Here is a 17,160-nt window from a genome sequence, read left to right on the forward strand (position 1 = left end):
GGGGAACTAGCTGTAATCCAGCGCCGCGGCAACAGTGCCGCGGCCGGTAGGGTTCAGGCCATGTCGTTTAAATGACAGGCGCTCAAATGGTTGATGGCGATTCCCTTCAATGTGGGAACCTCGGTTTTGCAACGCGGCATCGCATGCGGACATCGCGGATGAAAATGGCAGCCGCCCGGCGGGTTCAACGGGCTGGGGATCTCGCCCTTGATCGCGGTAAAGATCTTGTGGCGCGACTTCAGGGTAGGGATCTCAGCCAGCAGGGCTTGGGTGTAGGGATGGTTCGGGTGCTGGAAAACTTCTTCCACCGTGGCCGTTTCCACTACGCGGCCCAGGTACATGATGACGACGCGGTCGGACAAATGCTCCACCACGCCCAGGTCATGGCTGATGAACAGATACGTCAGGTTCAGCTCTTCGCGCAGGTCCATGAACAGGTTCAGGATCTGCGCTTGGATCGATACGTCCAGCGCGGCAACGGCTTCGTCGCAAACCAGCATGGATGGCTGCACGGCCAGCGCGCGGGCAATGCCGATGCGCTGGCGCTGGCCGCCGCTGAACTGGTGCGGATAGCGTTGGCGCAGCGCGGGGTCCAGGCCCGCGCGTTCCAGCTGGGCGCTGACGTAGTCGTCAAAACCGGCGTTGTCGACCAGGCCATGGATGCGGGCCGCTTCGCCGACGATCTCGTCCACGCGCAGACGCGGGTTGAGACTGGCGTAGGGGTCCTGGAAGATCATCTGCACGGTCAGACGGGCAGCGTGGGCTGCGGCTGAGTTCATGTCGGCCGGGCGCACGCCGTTGATGCGGACTTCTCCGCCCGACGGCGTCAACAGGCCCGCCGCGATGCGGCCCAGCGTGGATTTGCCGCAGCCGGATTCACCGACCAGGCCGACCACTTCGCCGGGGTTCACGATCAGGTCCACGCCGTCTACGGCGCGTGTGATGGCGGGCGGTTTGGACAAGCCCATGCGTTGCATGGCGCGGCCGGCGGCGCCAACTTTGCGTTCGCCAAAACGCTTGCTGACTTGAGCAAGGTCAATCAGCGGGGTGGGGGCGGCTGATAGAGTCATGCCATCACCTCGCTGGTTTGGATCGTGGGATGGAAGCAGCGCACTTTATGTTCGGGCAAGGCTTGCGTAATGCCGGGTTGCTGACCACAGGCGGCGGTGGCGCGCGAGCAGCGCGCGGAAAACGCGCAGCCTGCGGGCAGGTGCAGCAGGTTGGGCGTCATGCCCGGAATCTGGCGCAGGCGCTGCCCGCGCTGGTTGTTGCTGGGCAGGCTGTCGATCAGACCCACCGTGTACGGATGCTGCGGGCGGTCCAGCACGTCGTCCACTTTGCCGTGTTCGACGATGCGGCCGGCGTACATGACAGCCACGTCGTCCGCCAGACCAGCCACGACCGACAGATCGTGCGTGATCCAGATCAGGCTGGTGCCGTGCTGCTGCGCCAGCTTTTGCACTTCGGACAAGATCTGCGCCTGAATGGTGACGTCCAGCGCGGTCGTCGGTTCATCGGCAATGATCAGGTCGGGGCGGTGCAGCATCGCAATGGCAATGGCCACGCGTTGACGCATGCCGCCAGACAACTGATGCGGATACGCCAGCAGGCGCTCTTCAGGGCTGGGTATGCCCATCATGCCCAGCGTGTCGCGCGACAGCTCGCGGGCCTGCGCCTTGCTCATCTTGTTATGCGCGCGCACGGTTTCGATCATTTGCACGTCCACCCGCAAGACGGGGTTCAGCGTCATCATCGGATCTTGGAAGATCATGGCGATGCGGTTGCCTTGCAGGCGGCGCATTTCTCGCGGCGACAGCTTGGTCAGGTCGCGGCCCTGGAACAGCACTTCGCCGCCCACGACGCGGCCCGGCGCGTCGACCAGACCCATGATGGAAAAGCCGGTGACGGATTTGCCCGAGCCGGATTCACCGACCAGGCCCAGGATCTTGCCGCGTTCCAAGGTAAAGGACACGTCGTCCACGGCAGGCAGCACGCCCGCGCGGGTGTGGAAGTGCGTGCGCAGGTTGCGCACTTCAAGCGTGGCCGGCGCGCTGGCGGATGCGGAGCGGTCGGTCATTTGTGGGTCCTCGGGTTCAGTACGTCGCGCAGGCGGTCGCCCACCAGATTGATGGCCACAATGGTGATCAGCAGCGCGATGCCGGGGTAGAAGCTGATCCAGTATTCGCCGGACAGCATGTATTGGAAGCCGTTGGAAATCAGCAGGCCCAGCGACGGTTCGGTCACCGGCACGCCCAGGCCCAGGAAGCTCAAGGTGGCTTCCAAGGTAATGGCGCGCGCGATCTGCAAGGTGCCAATCACAATCAACGGCGGCAGGCAGTTGGGCAGAATGTGCTTCAACATGATCCGCCAATTGGGAATGTCCAGGCAGCGGGCGGCTTCAACGTATTCACGGCGGCGTTCGACCAGGGCCTGGCCGCGCGCGGTGCGGGCGTAGTAGGCCCATTCCAGAATCACCAGCGTCAGCACCACGTTACCCACGCCCTTGCCCAGATAGGCCAGGATCATCATGGCCACCAGGATCGACGGGAACGACAGGATCAAGTCGACCAGACGCATGATGAAGGCATCGACCTTGCCGCCCGCGTAGGCGGCCAGCAGGCCCAGCAAGGTGCCGATGATGCCAGCGATAACGGCAGAACCCACGCCCACCATCAGGCTGATGCGCAGGCCGTACAAGATGCCCGACAGCAGATCGCGGCCTTGGCCGTCGGTGCCCAGCCAATAGTGGAAGGTGCCCAAGCCGTTCATGGAACCCGGCGTCATGCGCGAATCCAGCACGTCGATTTGCAGCAGGTCATACGGATTCTGCGGCGAGATCCACGGCGCGAAGATCGCGGCCAGGATCAGCAGCGTGGCGATGACCAGCCCGAACACCGCCGTCTTGGACGACAGGAATTCGGTCAAGTTGCGGCGCCAGGGGGATTCGCGGCGCAGGGCGGGAATCTTCTCGGGGGTTGCAGCGGTGCTCATGCCGAGCCCTCCAGCCGTACCCGGGGGTCCAGCACTTTATAAAGAATGTCCACGATCAGGTTCAGCGTCACGAACAGGCACACCACCACGATCAGGTAGGCGACGATCACCGGGCGGTCCAGCGCGTTCAGGCTGTCCAGAATCAGCTTGCCAGCGCCGGGCCACGAAAAGATGCTTTCCGTGATGACGGCAAACGCGATGGTCGAGCCCAGTTCCAGGCCCAGCACCGTCACCAGCGGGATCATGGTGTTGCGAAAGACGTGCACACAGACCACGCGAAAAGGCGACAAACCCTTGGCGCGCGCGAACTTCACGAAGTCCAGCGGAATCACGTCGCGCACACCGGCGCGGGTCAGGCGGATCACCAAAGAGATCTTGAAGAGCGACAGATTCAGCGCAGGCAGGATCAGGTGGCGCAGGCCATCGGTCGTCAACCAAGACCATTGAAAGCCCAGGAACTCCACCGTCTGTCCGCGGCCGCTGGCGGGCAGCCAGCCGAGCGACACGCTGAAGGTCATGATCAGCATCAGCGCCACCCAGAAGGTGGGCAGCGAGAAGCCGACGATGCTGCCAGCCATGATCATCTTGGAAAAGCGGCTGTCCGGGTACAGGCCAGCCACCAGACCCAGCGGCAGACCGATCAGCACGGCCAGGAACAGGGCGGAAAACGCCAGTTCCAGCGTGGCGGGCAGCCGCTGAATCACCAGTTCGATGGCGGGAATGTTGTAGACAAAGCTATTGCCCAGGTTGCCGTGCAGCGCGCCGTTCAAAAAGCCCAGGTACTGCTGCCACAAGGGCTTGTCCAGACCCAGCTCCGCGATGATGCGGGCGCGGTCCACCTGGTCTACGTCTTGGCCGATCAGAATGTCTACCGGGTTGCCAATGGCGTGCAAACCCACGAAGACGATCAGCGTCATCAAAAATACGACTACCGCGGCTTGCGCAATGCGGCGTAGCAACCAACCGGTCATTGCGTGGTCTCCGCCTGCGGCGCCGGGGCGGGCGTCCATTCGTCGCCGAACACTTCGGGCTCAGAGAACGCTTCCATATTGGCGTAGTACGTCTCGACGTCTTCGCGGTAGAACAGGCCGGCAATGCCTTGCGCCAGGCGCTTGGCGCCATCGCTGATGGCCGGAATGTCGCCCGAGATCGTGCCTTGCGTCAGCGCGGCGGGGTACGAGAAGCAGTGCACGCGGTCAAGGCCGGGGCACGCGCCCGGCAGTTTTTCCTGCAATTCAAAGACGGCGCCCAGGTCGGGCGAATCATGCAGCTCCTGGTCTTCGTCGCCAGCGGGCGGGGTGTAGCGGTCGCCCCAATTGCGCACGTGTGGCGCCAGCGCGGCAAACTCCGGGCGCACGGTCCAGTCGATGCGGAAACCCGTGGAGAAGATCATGAAATCCAGCACGAACACGCCTTTGGGCGTGGTGACATGGATGTCGTTGCCGACCAGCGCCAGGTCCAGCACGCCACAGCCCATATTGAAGCGGGCGTTTTCAAAGCGGGATACGCGCAAGGTGCTGCCGCGCGGGGGCGGCACTTGGGCGGCGTTGATGTAGTGGCGGATCTTCCACTTCCAATCGTCGGGCAGCGTCAGGTGGCCGTGGGTCAGGCCCGGGTTGCCCGCGCCTTTGCCCTTGTTCACGCGAGGAATGTCATTGCGGCGGATCAGCAGGTCAACGCTCGCAGCGCCCGCTTCCAAGGCGGTGCCTGCGCTGTCCATGGCGGATGCGCCCGCGCCGACAACGCCGACGCGCTTGCCAGCCAGCGTGGCGTAGTCCATCACGTCGGACGAATGCGCCCAGCGGTCGCGCGGCAACTTCTTAGCAAAATCAGGCACATAGGCGCCGCCCAAACCGTCGCGGCCGGTAGCCAGCACGACGCGGCGAGCCAGCACGGTGCTGCGGCCGGCAGAGGACTCGATGTCCAGCTGCACCAGATTGTCGGCGCGCGGCAGTACGGCCAGCACGCGATGTTCGTTGCGCACGTCCAGGTTCAGCACGCGGCGGTACCAGCGCAGGTAATCCATCCATTGCAGGCGCGGGATCTTGTCCAGCGCTTCCCACGCGTCCAGGCCAAACTGCGCTTCAAACCAGGCGCGGAACGTCAGCGCGGGCAAGCCCAGGGCAGGGCCCGTCAATTGCTTGGGACTGCGCAGCGTTTCCATGCGCGCAGTGGTGGCCCAGGGGCCTTCATACCCTTCGGGCGACTGATCGAAGATGGGCGCGGTAATGCCCAAGTGCGTCAGCGATGCCGCAGCGGCCAAACCGGCCATGCCGCCGCCGATGATGGCCACGTCCAGCACTTGCTGGCCGTCCACAAACCGGGGCGCGACCCAGTTCTTGGCAGGGATTTCCAGCCAGGACAGGTCTTGCCGCAGGCGCGCTTCCAGCGCGGCTAGGCCTTGCGGCGGGGTGGCAACGGGCAGATTCATAGTGCGGGGGTTTCCATAACAGGGGCGTCATCACCGTAGATCGACTGCAACAGCGCCGAATGCTCGCAAGCGTCATGCTGCACAAAGCCGGGGAGCAGGGCGGCGGCGGCATCGGCCAGCGCGTCCGCCATGGCCTGGCAGGCGGGCGTCATGGGTTGCGATTGCGGGGTGATGACCCCAAAGAAAAAGGGGATGTCCAGGTCGATGGGCCGTATCGCCACGCCCGGCATCGGAACGCCGTAGGCGGTGATCGGTTCCAGCACCGACACGCCAAGTCCAGCGCGCACGGCGGCCAGGGCGTTGACGGACGAATTGGTTTCAATGGTGCCGGGCGCATTGCCGGTGTGCGCCAGCGCGGCGTCCAGGCGGCGGCGCAGGCGGTAAGGATTGGCCATGGTGATCAAGCGGCGTCCGGCCAGGGCGGACACGGGCACCACATCGTGCGCGGCGACGGGATCATCTTCTGGCAACGCAACCACACAGGGCGCTTGCCCGATCCAATGCACCGTCAAACCGCGATGCTCCAGCGGCAGGCTGGTTGCGCCCAATTGCGCGGCGCCGGTCAGCACGGCGTGCACAACACGCTCGGGCGAGGCGCTACGCACCTGGATGCGGGTGCCGGTGGTTTGGGATTCGATACGTTTGAGCGCATCGGGCAGCAACCCGGCGGCCAGGGCAGACGTGGCTGCCAGCAGCAAGGGCTTGGCTTGCCCGCGAGCAATCTCTTCGGCCCGGCCGCGTATCTGTTGCAGGCTGGCCAAGGCGCGTTCTACGTCGTCATACAGCAGGAAACCCTGCTCGGTCGGCGTGACCCGCGGTCCGCTGCGCGCAAACAAGGCATAGCCGATTTCGGCTTCCAGCTCTTGCAACAGGCGGCTGATGGCCGGCTGCGAACGCCCGAGCAGACGCCCGGCAGCGGTAACGCTACCTGTGGACATGACGGCCGCGAAGGCCTCGAGTTGACGAAGTTCCATCTGTCTTGCTTTATGCTCAGGACGAATTCTTGCTCGCCAAGTATGCGCGCTGCAAATAATTAAAAGGCATAAGTAAATTCCCTAATATTGGGTTTTCCATCATTTTTCATAACTTCGCGTTATTTCAATGACTTAGGGATTACCCGCTGAACCTCCACTTGCTGTGGGGCCAGCGGAAGGCAGGCCCTTTCGACGCGCAGGGTGGCGTCTGGCGTAGGGGGTGGGGTTGGGTTCAATGGCGAAGGGAGTCCACGGCAAAAGGGCATCCTGCTGTTGCGTGCAGGAGTTTCTGGCCTTTGGGCGATGGCGTCATCGGGCTTGGACGCGGCAGTTGGACCTACATGAGTGGAAACCACACGGTGGTCTCGGATTGTGCATCGACCAACACTATTACGTGATCGGGGTCCATCGTTGCGATGCTCGAATCAGCGTTGAGCAGCTGGAATAGTACGGACCAATAGGAAATTCCGAGTCCAAGGCGTTCGTGGCCAAATCCCCCGGTTTCCAGGTGCGCGTTTGCCGCGCCAAGCCGCAGTTGCGTTTTCTTTTTGCGAAAACCGGTCTCGGCAAATTCTCTGGCCAGGAAAATCGCTCGTTCTTTGCCAATACTCATAAATGCTCCAGGTCTGCGTCGCCGTATTGCCGCTAGACATGTGGTTCCACATACATAGCGGATGTATTTAAAGCGCCGGCCTTCAGACAGTCCCTATATAACTACGCATCATTTGCACGCTAGTCTTTCGCTCGGGAAGCGGTCTGGGCGCGATTGGGCCGAAAGATACTCCTATTCCCGAATCGACCTTCTAGCTAGGACGCTGGCCGCGATCCGGCATGCATTGAGAATAGCTTCACAATAAATGGATGTTGTATGAAGAAAATTGCCGTCGTTGTTTTTGGGATTTTGGTGTCTTCAATGGCTCATGCTGCGCCAAATTGGCAGAAGCTTATGGACAATGAAATGGGCACGATGTTTTTGGATAAGAATTCTATTCAAGATACCAAAGCCAAAAACACGAGGCAGGCGGATCTGCTAATAAATTACAAGGATCGCTCTGGCATCGTTTCCACCGTCACGGTGTACGAAATTAATTGCAAAACCAAAAAAGACCGCAGGGTAAAGGTATCTGATTACGAAAAGTCTGATGCGCAGGGACGGCTTTTTGGAAGCACTCCGTTGGATGAGTCGTTCGAGCCGGCAGATCCGGGGATGGTCAAGTTGATATGTCCTTGATAAATATATGAAAACACCTGTGCGCATGCTTTTCGCGTGATGGTGGGCTAGGGGTTTTGTTGCCTATTGAACTGAGGAAGGAATGCATTACATCCGCATTGTGGGAATGTTGTTGTTGATCGCTTCAATATCCGGGTGTGCCAACCTGAATGTCGGGGAAGGCTATCTCAGTATTGGAGAAGCGCTTACCGGCAAACGAGTCGAGCGAACAGAAGATGCAATGGCATCCTGGGTTGGCAGCGATATCGATGCAGTGGCTGCCGCGTGGGGGCCTCCTTCCTCGGTATATACCAATAAGGATGGCAGCAAGGTTTATGACTATTCCTACACGATTACAAAAACCCGAGCGGCCCAAAAGAACGTCTACGGTCAGGTCTTAGCGCCGGGTGAGTCCAGTAGCAGTACGTGCAATCGGGCTTTCCTGGTTGCACCTGACGGGGTGATAAGCAAGTGGAAAGTGACAACGCCAAGAACGTGTGAATTCACGGGTAAGAAGGTTTCAAAAGAAATCCCCATTCCCCAATCGACCTTCTGAAAAGCATTGCAGAATGTGGAATCGGGCGCAGATGTACAACATCTGCGCCCGATTCTCATGTGTGAATGCGGCCAGGCCGCGGCGCTGCTCGTGTTCACGGACGGCACGCCAGAAGGCAATCAAGCCATCAAGGGCGCGCTGGCTATAAGCCTCACCAACGATCTTCCCGCCAGATCCTTCTGATCGCCCGAAATCCGAACGCCGCAGCACCCAGCGCCACGAGCAGCGCAGCCCATGCCAGCCGTTCGTGCAGCGTCTTGCGCGATACTGCCTGTTCATAGGCGGGCTCAGGGTCCGCCAGCAGCTCTCCACCTTTGCGCACACCGTGGACCTTTACCGGAATCATTACGTCGAAGGATCGGCCCTGTTGCCGGCCAGCAATTTCAGACGGATCGCGGTGAACCAATAGTTCCACGCGCTCGGCCGGGGTGAACGATACGCCCATCGCTGCGCCCTGAAGCTGGAATGTCACCCCCTGATAGTCATGTGAATACAAGCAGCGCAGTGCGGCTATGGGAGCATTTCGGGGGATGGGAGCGAAGCGCGGGCAGGCCTCTACCTGATCAACCTGCAACGCGACCGTGGTCAGCGCGGCAGGATTGACAGGTACTTCCGTTTTTTTCGCCATTGCGAACAGCTCGGACGAGATCAGGCCCAAGAACAATACCGCAAAGGCTGAAATGCCTACAGGCTTGAGGATTTCTTTCAGTGCGGTCTGTTCAGTCATTCCACGAATCTCAGAGTTTGCTCTCTAGCAGTTTCTGTATTGCCTCGGCGCGGGGCTTGATGTCGTCGGCATTGATGTCGGGCGCAAAATTGATCGTGAGCGTGCCGCCCTCGAATTTGAGTCCGTTCGCATAAGCCGAGCTGGGCGCAGTCGCTTCGTCGTACAAGACCACGATGTTGGCGAGTTTGTCTTTCAGCGCTTTTTTGCCCATCTCGTCGACAGTGATTCGACGAAGGGCTTCGGTCAGCGGGACAAAATAGATGTTGGTGGCGTATCCGTCTTCTTTGTACCGGTCAGCTTTGCCGGCCACGGCAAGAGTATCCCACTTGACCTCGACGGGAACCGCATAGCCCGCTGCGGTCTGAACTGCCTTTAGTTGGGCAGGAAACGTGGTTTCCTGATAAGCCGCGATCGCGCGCCGCTCCGCAAGTCCGGCCCCTTGCGCCTGGACATACGTCACGGGCGCGAGAGCGACCATTGCGCCAAGAAGCACTCGCCGAACACTGGGAAGGAGGGATAGTCTCAAGGTCTCACCTTTTTGTAGGGAAGCATTTTAGATGTGGTATCAAGCGATTGATTGACTGCGCGGGGTTTCACGGTGCGCTGTTGGGGGCGCCGGAAACGTGGTCCGCAGGGTCATAGCGTCGCCATTAAAGCGTGAGGCGAAGCGCTGCAAGTGTACGAAAATTCGTATTCGTTGATGTGAGCTGCGCCAGCCATATTTGGTGATGGGGACGCGCTGTGGCAACCTTGGCCAGGAAATCAGGCGCGGTATTTTCTTACACACCTTCAGTTTTATTCGCCTTCGGTCGTCTTTTTCGTGCCCCTCGGTCTGCTATAAGAGTACGTACCAAGTCTTTGTAGTGCGAGGGAAAATGTCGATTCAAATGTTGGGCCGCTGCGGCGTTGCGCTGGTTTTGATTGCACTGGGTTCCGGGTGTTCAATGATGGGGCGTGGAGATTCCAGTCGCAGCAGCGAGTGCAGTTGGTACCGCAGCAGTTGCATCCATGAGGGATCTTACGAGCCGGGTGAGGAGTCCTATGCGGAAGAGGAAGCCAAGCGCTTGAACAAGGCTTCGTCGGACAGGTTGCGCCGCAGCTCGGGTAATTAAGTATGAGCGGTGCGGTGCGCTAGCCGGGCTGCACCGGCTCCACTATTCAACGGTTTACCGCAGCAAGCCCTTTGCGTCTCCAGACCGAGGCGTGTGTATTACCGGACTCCCGGAAATGCGCTCACCCAAGAAACCTTCAAGTCGCCAAAAGCACTGACCAGCTGAACGGTAAAGTCAGGGAAGGCGGTGACGATCTCCCATTTACCGCAGCTGTCGGCGAACGCGTTCACCTTCTGCACGTTCAGGTCGGCAAAAGCGTTGACCTCTTGGACTTTGATGTCGGCAAAGGCGGTAACGAACTGCACTTTGCCACGTAGCGGAATGCCGTTGTAGGTGCAATGGGACTTGTCCAGACCATCGGCATAAGAGATAACAGGCGCGGCAATGAGCGCGGCCAGAATGACGTGCTTGACGCATTTCATGACGGGGATATTTTGGGTTGAGAGTCAGCAGTGGCGGCTAGCTTAATGCAGCCAGCGCCCGGCTATCCACGTTTGGTTATGGTTTGAAACCACTACTCCGCTTGTCGTCAAGCTAGTAGTGACCGCAGCTCATCTACAATCGCTGGCCTTACCGGTTGCATCCTCGCGCCGGACAGCAGCCACAGGTAGCATGACGCGCGCGAAGAAAGCAGCCCCCAGAACAAGAAGTTCGTCAGCCAGGACTCAATCCAAATCCGTCAACCGTATCGGCAGATCTCTGCGCGCCTTGGTTATCACCGCGATAACCAGCTTCGGCGCTGCGACGTATTTGCTGAATCCTCACTGGCGGCCACAGTTTTCGCTGGACCAGATTCTGAGCTATCTGCCGCGCCCGGCGTCGCAGGAGCAGACAGCGCCCATCGCGAAGCCGACGGGGGCGATGGTCCAGACCACATTCGTCAGTTGTCCGCAGTTTTTTCCCGACGGAAAATTACCCGCCGTGCCAGCCAGCCAAGGGCTGCGCGAGCTGTGCTTTTCGGCGTTCGCGGTGTTGCATAGCGGACAGACCAAGACGCCCGTGTTTGTGGCTGAACGCCTGAATCGCAAGACCTTGTCGCAAGCGCAGGGGTTGCAGCGGACCGACAAGTTCTACGCCGATGCGCGATTGCCCAAGGCCGAGCGGTCCGACCTGGACGACTACAAGGGCTCGGGGTTCTCGCGCGGTCACATGGCTCCCGCGGGCGACATGTCCACCAAAGAAGCCATGGCGCAGAGCTTCTCGCTGGCCAACATGGTGCCGCAGGATCAGACGCATAACGCCGGGCCGTGGAGCCGCATCGAGCAGGACACCAGGAAGTACGTGATGCATGCGGCCGGGGACGTCTACGTGTTCACGGGTCCTGTTTATGCGGAAAAACCCAAGACAATCGGCTTTGGCGTCGCTATTCCCAGCTATATCTATAAGGTCGTGTACGACGCGACGACGGGCCGGTCCTGGGTGCACTGGCAGGCCAACGCGGCCAGCACGAAGGCCGGGCCGCCTATCGACTACGCCGAGTTCGTGCGGCGCACGGGGATGCAGTTGCTGCCGGCTTCCCAGCACTGAGGCAAATAGACCGGGCTTGCGGCTCAGATCTATCAAGTTGAAACATCCATAGACCATCCACTTGGATGGTTTTATTGTTCGTTTCATGCCTCCGCGTCCTCCAAAACTCGCTTCCGCTCCCAAGCCTTCCGACGAAAAGATCACGATCAACCTGGGTTATGTCGACCTGGGCCAAATTGATCTTCTGGTCCAGGAAGGGTTCTACGCGAATCGCACTGACCTGATCCGAACCGCCATCCGCAATCAGCTGGCGACGCATGGCGATGCCGTGCGTCAGGCGGTTAGCCGGAAGACGCTGGTGCTGGGTATTCAGCACTACACCGCTCAGGATTTGCTGGCGGTTCAGGCTGCCGGCGAAATGTTGCAGATTCGCGTGTTGGGTCTGGCGACGATCGCCGCCGACGTCACGCCCGAGCTTGCGCTTGCCACGATTGAATCCGTGACGGTTTTGGGGGCTTTGCACGCCAGCCCCGCCGTCAAGACTGCCCTGCGTCAGCGCATTCGCTGACACCTCCCCAGCCGCTTGAAGGTCACACCATGCACCCTGAATTTCAGCAGCTTATGAGTCAAGCCACTCAGCTCACCCGTGCCGGCAATTTGGCCGAAGCGACCGCCGCCATTCAAGCCGCGCTGCGCGGCGTGCAACCCGCCGGCCGATCCGATGCCGGATTTTCCACGCAGACTTTTAGCCGTCCTTTCGCGCAACCAGCAGTATCCCCGTACGACGGTGCGGACGTCATTGACGTCGAAGCCCGGGTGATTCCTGAGCGCGCGAACTCATCATCTGCTGCACACGCTAGTACCTCTGCGGATGAGCACGTCACTGCGCCGGTTCGCGAGCCGTCCTTGTCTGGCGACACCTTCACCTCGGGCTCCTTCCGCAATGCGGCAGGCCTGCGCCACTACAAGCTGTATGTGCCGCCCGGCGCGGCGGACAAGCCCATGCCCTTGGTGGTGATGTTGCACGGCTGCACACAAGACGCTGATGACTTTGCCGCGGGCACCGCGATGAACGACGCGGCGCGGGAGCAGGGCTTTTATGTGCTGTACCCGGTGCAATCGCGTGAGGCCAATCCGCAAAAATGCTGGAACTGGTTCAAGCACAATCATCAAGAAGCGGGCCGTGGCGAACCGTCCATCTTGGCCGGGATGACGCGTGAAATCATGGCCTCGCACAACATTGATCCGCGCCGTGTTTATGTTGCGGGTCTGTCAGCAGGCGGTGCGATGGCGGCAATTCTCGGCCGTGCGTATCCGGAGCTTTTTGCCGCTGCCGGTGTGCACTCGGGACTGGCGGCTGGCGTGGCGAAGGATCTGCCATCGGCGCTTTCTGCGATGAATGGCGCAGGCAATCGGACCGTCCCGCCAGGGAGTTCGGCGGTCCCGACGATTGTCTTTCACGGCGACCGCGACGCGACCGTGCATCCTGGCAACGCCGATACCGTGGTTGCCGCCAGCGCAGGTGCAAGCGCCCGGGCGGAAAGCCAGCGGGTGGCCGGATTGAACAATAAGCGCGACAGCACGAAGCGCGTATACCGGAATCAGGCAGGTGACGTCGTTGCCGAGTATTGGACGATTCATGGCGCAGGCCACGCTTGGGCGGGCGGCACTGAACGAGGTTCCTACACGGACCGCGCAGGTCCTGACGCTACGGCTGAGATGCTGCGATTCTTTTTCGAGCATCCCTTGGCGGGCAGGCCCTGATGGCGGCGGGCATGTATCTTGCGGATAGCTGGCCGCTGACACCGTAAATGCCGTCAAATACTATGAACCATCAATCACCAGGAGGCGCAATGGATTGCTCTGTTGAAGGGAAGGTAGCTTTTGCGGATGGCTTTTCTTATCACTTCGCGACCGTGGACGCCGCCTTGGCATTCGCGGACTGCGTGAAAAGTTCGCAGCAACCGGCGCAGTGCGCGGCGACCCACGGTTGCACGCAGACCGTCAAACTTGAAGTCGTTAAATCGGATGACGAAGAGGAAGAAGAGCAAGATCAAGCAGCCCAAAACAGCCGGCCTTCAGGCGGCTGATTTCCGGCGCCTGCCTTGATGTGAGATCAAACCGGCCAGAGTCATTGGCCGGTTTTTTTGCGCCCGTCAATCGGGGGGCTTATTTGGGTTTTCCCAACAAGCCGCCGCGCCGCGCCACCCACGTGGCCTGCGTGCGGTTGGGCACTCCCAGCGTCGCAAGGATGGCAGTGATATGGGTCTTGACCGTTTTCTCAGCGACGCCCAGATGTGCCGATATTTCACGGTTGGCCATGCCATCGCACATCAGGCGCAGCACGTCGCCCTGGCGCGGGGTGAGCTCGCTTAACAAGGCGACCTCATCCGTGGGATGTCCGTGCGCCGGTGTAGGCAGAGGCGGGCGCAGGTGCGCGTCCAGCGATTGCGGCAGTTGGATTTGCGCCAGCGCCGACAGCAAGCTTTGGCTGTTCGCCGACTTATGCAGAAAACCGCGTGCGCCCGCCATCATGGCGCGGTCGCGGTCTTGCGGGTCTTCAGAGGCGGACATCACCAGTATGCGAATGCCCGGCCGCAATTGCCGCAGGCGCTTGAGCAGCGCGCTGCCGCCGATGTCTGGCAGGTAATAGTCCATGATCACGCAACTGATATCCGATCTGGACTCAAGCGTGGCGATGGCCTCGTTGCCGCTTGCGACCGGGCAAATATCCAACGTGGGGGCCAAATGGGCGATGGTCAGCATCAGACCTTCGCGGAACATCGCGTGGTCGTCGATCAGCAGCACGGCGGTCACTGGGAGGCTCCGGGGAAAAGGGTCTGGTAGTGGCGGATGTGCCGCAAGTCGGGACCATCAAATATCAAGGCGCCAGCAGAAAAGATCCCTGCGCAGGATGCGCTGACATGGTGTTGACGCGTAAAAATTTAACAAAGGGCCTCTGCCCAGTCAACGAAATGCGGGGCGGTTGCAGATGTGGACGACACGCCACATAGGACTAAAGTCCCATGCGCATTGCAGGCAGACGCGTTATTTCTGAACGCGGTTGAAATCCCATCGGGCCGCTGCTGCGGATCAATGTTGCGAATACATCGGGAACGGACAAGTGGCCTTACATCAGCGTGACTTTGCCCGTCGCCAAGTCGTAGACGCCGCCAGCGACGGAAAGCTTTTTCTGCTGCACCAAGTCTTGCAAGACCGGTTGCGCCGTTTTCAAACGATCAACCGCCAGACGCACATTCTCCGCGATTGCCGCAGCGAGCAGGTCGGCTGCACCAGAGCGGCGCGCGAACTCGACAGCGGGTTTGATCGCATTGACCAGCGCAGGCAGATGACCAGGCAACTGGGCGTTGTCCTTCAGCACCTTCACCGTCGCGTCCACCGCGCCGCAATTGCTGTGGCCAAGCACCAGGATCAGTGGCGCATGCAAGAACACCGTTCCGTATTCCAAACTGGCCAAGCCGTCGTCGTTTACGAAGTTGCCCGCAAGACGCACGATGAACAGGTCACCGGGAGCTTGGTCAAACGCCAATTCGGGCGCAACCCGGGAATCGGAACAACTCAGAATGGCGGCAATGGGTTTTTGCGTTTTGACCCGGGCAGCGCGCCCCGCCGAATAGTCCCGCGTCTGGGGCCTATTGGCCACATAGCGGGCGTTACCGGCCATCAGGCGCTTCAATGCCGCATCGGGGCCGATATCGTTGGATGGCACTGCGGCGTGGGCGGCTCCCAGCCACCCCGTGCTGCTGACGGCGGCGATGGCCGCCGCGCCCAACAGGACACGGCGCTGACGATTGATATGCAGGCAGGCAAGAAAAGATGAACAGTCGCACATGGGGCTCTCCTGAAAGACGGGGTGTCCAGAGAAACGTGCGTCCCTATTGTGCTGCCGCATCGCGGTGCGGCAGCGTATTTTTTTGGATGATGACGTATTACAGGGTGCGTTTGCGATACCAGCTTGAAGCCGGACGGCTGGTGTATGTGTGCCTGCGGGCAACTCGCTGCTTGGCAATGCTGCCAGTCAGGCTTGCTGTGTCTCGTTGGCAGCAGACGGGTGGCTTCCGGGCTTGCCGTAATACAGGCGTGCACAGATGGCGCTGCCTATGGCGCCCGGCAAGGCGCCAACGAACAGAGGGAATATGAACTCGGTCCAGCTCATTTCCCAACGGCTGAATGCCAGAAATAAAGAGAAGCCGTATAAGCCGCCGATGGCCGTCATCCTGCCCCAAGCACGCCACGATGACACCGCGGGCTTGAGGGCGCCAGCGGCCGCCCCGCACATCAACGCAGGAACCAGTCCAAATAGATAGAACCAGGGCGCGCCCAATAAAGCCAGACTTAGCGAATTAGCGTCCCACGTAACAATTGCCAAACCCAGCGTGACTGCCATGCCTCCGGCCAACGGAGCCAGAAACGCATATATCGCGGCGCCAGCAAATACGTCGCTAATGATGCGGCGTCCGGTGTCACCTGGATTGGGGTGGCGCAAGCGGTAGATCACGCAAACCAGCGTGATCAATAGCAAAGCGGCCAGGCAGAGAGTGAGGTTCATCGCATTATTCTGGCATACGCGGCAGTTGGCGCTGTCAGCGCGCAGGTCTGGCGTCTGCTGTATTGGTGGGGCTACGGGTATACGCGATGTCATGCACCACGTCGGGGCTTGAATGCCTTGGGGAGAGTGAATTGTTCAGGGGATTCAAACGTTACATCGTCAAAATGCAGATGACGCATTGATCCGTTGCATTGGATGCAAGTAGTATTCAGTCCCGCGTGGCGTCGCCATAGCGGCCATATTTACGCGTATTGCTTCGCTGTCCGCCTGGGGGCAGACATAGCCGGCAACGATCGCTTCTACGTTTATCTCCATGCCCGCCGATTCGGTCCATTCTCCGTTCTTGCTGCGTGCTCCGGTGTTGCTGCTGGAAGACGAGCCTTTGATTAGTCTACGTTTAGAAGGGCTGCTGCTGCGCCTGGGCTACACGCGGGACGACTTGGTATTCGCTTCGACGCTGGCCGAAGGGCGGGCATGCGCTGCCCGCTTGCCAATCGCGGTGGCGCTGGTGGATTTGGGCTTGCCGGATGGTAATGGTCTGGAACTGATCGCCGAGATGCACGCGGCCAATCGGGAATGCGTGATCGTGGTGGTGTCGGCCTGGAGCTCCGAGGACACGATACTTGCTGCGTTACGCGCGGGCGCGGTGGGGTATGTGCTGAAGGAACGCGATGATCTTGAAGTGCTGCTTTCCATCCGCAGCGCCTTACAAGGCGGCGCGGCAATCGATCCCTTCATTGCGCGGCGGTTGATTCAAGAATTCCGGTCTCAGCCTGCGGCGGCCAGCGGCGCCGACATCGATAGTGATGCCGAGACGGAAAGCAGCGGACAACTGAGCCGCCGCGAGACGCAGATTCTGCGCATGGTTGCAGAAGGGTTGGGCAATCGCGAAATTGCCGAACAACTGACTTTGTCGCGTCATACCGTTGAACGACATATCAAACACGTCTATCGCAAACTTCGCGTGTCCTCGCGGACAAAGGCGATACATACGGCCCGCGTATCCGGCCTGATCAATTGAGCTGGCAGGGCCTGTTGTCGCTCCCGGTTTGAGGCACCTCAGACATTATTCGGATTTATTTTGTAAAAAAACGCGCGATGATTGCGATCGATTGCACGCGA

20 protein-coding genes are annotated in these 17,160 nt (G+C 60.3%); 7 read left to right on the plus strand and 13 right to left on the minus strand.

Annotated features, from left to right (window positions below):
• Positions 1 to 53: 53 nt before the first annotated feature.
• From RAS12_RS04100 to RAS12_RS04130, 7 genes are all read right to left on the minus strand, one after another.
• Entirely contained in the window at positions 54 to 1,070 is a 1,017-nt protein-coding gene (locus RAS12_RS04100; RefSeq protein ID WP_306945395.1) for an ABC transporter ATP-binding protein, read from the minus strand.
• Complete coding sequence (locus RAS12_RS04105) at positions 1,067 to 2,077, minus strand: ABC transporter ATP-binding protein (protein WP_306945397.1); 1,011 nt, start codon at positions 2,075 to 2,077, stop codon at positions 1,067 to 1,069. The genes RAS12_RS04100 and RAS12_RS04105 overlap by 4 nt, the downstream gene beginning before the upstream one ends.
• Positions 2,074 to 2,991, minus strand: coding sequence for an ABC transporter permease (locus RAS12_RS04110; RefSeq protein ID WP_306945399.1), 918 nt, complete (start codon positions 2,989 to 2,991; stop codon positions 2,074 to 2,076). Before RAS12_RS04110 ends, RAS12_RS04105 begins: the two co-directional genes overlap by 4 nt.
• A complete protein-coding gene (locus RAS12_RS04115; protein ID WP_306945400.1) occupies positions 2,988 to 3,962 on the minus strand; it encodes an ABC transporter permease in 975 nt (324 codons plus the stop codon). The genes RAS12_RS04110 and RAS12_RS04115 overlap by 4 nt, the downstream gene beginning before the upstream one ends.
• Positions 3,959 to 5,422 carry a flavin-containing monooxygenase gene (locus RAS12_RS04120; RefSeq protein ID WP_306945401.1) on the minus strand — a complete coding sequence of 488 codons (1,464 nt, stop codon included), beginning with the start codon at positions 5,420 to 5,422 and terminating at the stop codon, positions 3,959 to 3,961. Before RAS12_RS04120 ends, RAS12_RS04115 begins: the two co-directional genes overlap by 4 nt.
• Positions 5,419 to 6,396 carry a LysR family transcriptional regulator gene (locus RAS12_RS04125; RefSeq protein ID WP_306945403.1) on the minus strand — a complete coding sequence of 326 codons (978 nt, stop codon included), beginning with the start codon at positions 6,394 to 6,396 and terminating at the stop codon, positions 5,419 to 5,421. Before RAS12_RS04125 ends, RAS12_RS04120 begins: the two co-directional genes overlap by 4 nt.
• A 337-nt stretch (positions 6,397 to 6,733) precedes the next feature.
• Positions 6,734 to 7,009: a hypothetical protein gene (locus RAS12_RS04130; protein WP_306945405.1), complete on the minus strand. Its 276-nt coding sequence runs from the start codon at positions 7,007 to 7,009 to the stop codon at positions 6,734 to 6,736.
• A gap of 255 nt (positions 7,010 to 7,264) precedes the next feature.
• Between RAS12_RS04130 and RAS12_RS04135 the strand changes: the two genes are divergently transcribed.
• Positions 7,265 to 7,627 carry a surface-adhesin E family protein gene (locus RAS12_RS04135; protein WP_306945407.1) on the plus strand — a complete coding sequence of 121 codons (363 nt, stop codon included), beginning with the start codon at positions 7,265 to 7,267 and terminating at the stop codon, positions 7,625 to 7,627.
• 82 nt (positions 7,628 to 7,709) lie between these two features.
• Entirely contained in the window at positions 7,710 to 8,162 is a 453-nt protein-coding gene (locus RAS12_RS04140) for a hypothetical protein (RefSeq protein WP_306945409.1), read from the plus strand.
• A gap of 151 nt (positions 8,163 to 8,313) precedes the next feature.
• On the opposite strand, the gene RAS12_RS04145 is transcribed toward RAS12_RS04140, so the two are convergent.
• The 3 genes from RAS12_RS04145 to RAS12_RS04160 all read right to left on the minus strand — a co-directional run bounded on the left by RAS12_RS04145 (position 8,314) and on the right by RAS12_RS04160 (position 10,423).
• The gene (locus RAS12_RS04145) at positions 8,314 to 8,889 is read right to left on the minus strand and encodes a hypothetical protein (RefSeq protein ID WP_306945411.1); all 576 of its coding nucleotides are present in this window, start codon (positions 8,887 to 8,889) and stop codon (positions 8,314 to 8,316) included.
• A 10-nt stretch (positions 8,890 to 8,899) separates the two neighbouring features.
• The gene (locus tag RAS12_RS04150) at positions 8,900 to 9,367 is read right to left on the minus strand and encodes a hypothetical protein (RefSeq protein ID WP_306945413.1); all 468 of its coding nucleotides are present in this window, start codon (positions 9,365 to 9,367) and stop codon (positions 8,900 to 8,902) included.
• A 732-nt stretch (positions 9,368 to 10,099) separates the two neighbouring features.
• Positions 10,100 to 10,423 carry a 7(1) septoil knot domain-containing protein gene (locus tag RAS12_RS04160; protein WP_306945417.1) on the minus strand — a complete coding sequence of 108 codons (324 nt, stop codon included), beginning with the start codon at positions 10,421 to 10,423 and terminating at the stop codon, positions 10,100 to 10,102.
• A gap of 190 nt (positions 10,424 to 10,613) precedes the next feature.
• Between RAS12_RS04160 and RAS12_RS04165 the strand changes: the two genes are divergently transcribed.
• From RAS12_RS04165 to RAS12_RS04180, 4 genes are all read left to right on the plus strand, one after another.
• Positions 10,614 to 11,528, plus strand: a complete 915-nt coding sequence (locus tag RAS12_RS04165) for a DNA/RNA non-specific endonuclease (protein ID WP_306945419.1) — start codon at positions 10,614 to 10,616, stop codon at positions 11,526 to 11,528.
• Positions 11,529 to 11,613: 85 nt separating this feature from the next.
• The gene (locus RAS12_RS04170; RefSeq protein WP_306945421.1) at positions 11,614 to 12,036 is read left to right on the plus strand and encodes a ribbon-helix-helix domain-containing protein; all 423 of its coding nucleotides are present in this window, start codon (positions 11,614 to 11,616) and stop codon (positions 12,034 to 12,036) included.
• Positions 12,037 to 12,065: 29 nt separating this feature from the next.
• Entirely contained in the window at positions 12,066 to 13,232 is a 1,167-nt protein-coding gene (locus RAS12_RS04175) for an extracellular catalytic domain type 1 short-chain-length polyhydroxyalkanoate depolymerase (protein WP_306945422.1), read from the plus strand.
• 89 nt (positions 13,233 to 13,321) lie between these two features.
• Positions 13,322 to 13,558, plus strand: coding sequence for a hypothetical protein (locus tag RAS12_RS04180; RefSeq protein ID WP_306945423.1), 237 nt, complete (start codon positions 13,322 to 13,324; stop codon positions 13,556 to 13,558).
• 79 nt (positions 13,559 to 13,637) lie between these two features.
• On the opposite strand, the gene RAS12_RS04185 is transcribed toward RAS12_RS04180, so the two are convergent.
• From RAS12_RS04185 to RAS12_RS04195, 3 genes are all read right to left on the minus strand, one after another.
• Positions 13,638 to 14,285 (minus strand): response regulator, encoded by a 648-nt coding sequence (locus tag RAS12_RS04185; RefSeq protein ID WP_306945425.1) that lies wholly within the window; start codon positions 14,283 to 14,285, stop codon positions 13,638 to 13,640.
• Positions 14,286 to 14,598: 313 nt separating this feature from the next.
• Positions 14,599 to 15,321 carry a carbonic anhydrase gene (locus RAS12_RS04190; RefSeq protein WP_306945427.1) on the minus strand — a complete coding sequence of 241 codons (723 nt, stop codon included), beginning with the start codon at positions 15,319 to 15,321 and terminating at the stop codon, positions 14,599 to 14,601.
• Between the two features lie 186 nt (positions 15,322 to 15,507).
• Positions 15,508 to 16,038, minus strand: coding sequence for a hypothetical protein (locus RAS12_RS04195; RefSeq protein ID WP_306945429.1), 531 nt, complete (start codon positions 16,036 to 16,038; stop codon positions 15,508 to 15,510).
• A gap of 313 nt (positions 16,039 to 16,351) precedes the next feature.
• On the opposite strand from RAS12_RS04195, the gene RAS12_RS04200 reads away from it, so the two are divergent.
• Positions 16,352 to 17,059: a LuxR C-terminal-related transcriptional regulator gene (locus tag RAS12_RS04200; protein ID WP_306945431.1), complete on the plus strand. Its 708-nt coding sequence runs from the start codon at positions 16,352 to 16,354 to the stop codon at positions 17,057 to 17,059.
• Positions 17,060 to 17,160 lie beyond the last annotated feature (101 nt).

It is taken from the genome of Achromobacter seleniivolatilans (assembly GCF_030864005.1).
GTDB classification, from domain to species: Bacteria; Pseudomonadota; Gammaproteobacteria; order Burkholderiales; family Burkholderiaceae_B; genus Achromobacter; species Achromobacter seleniivolatilans.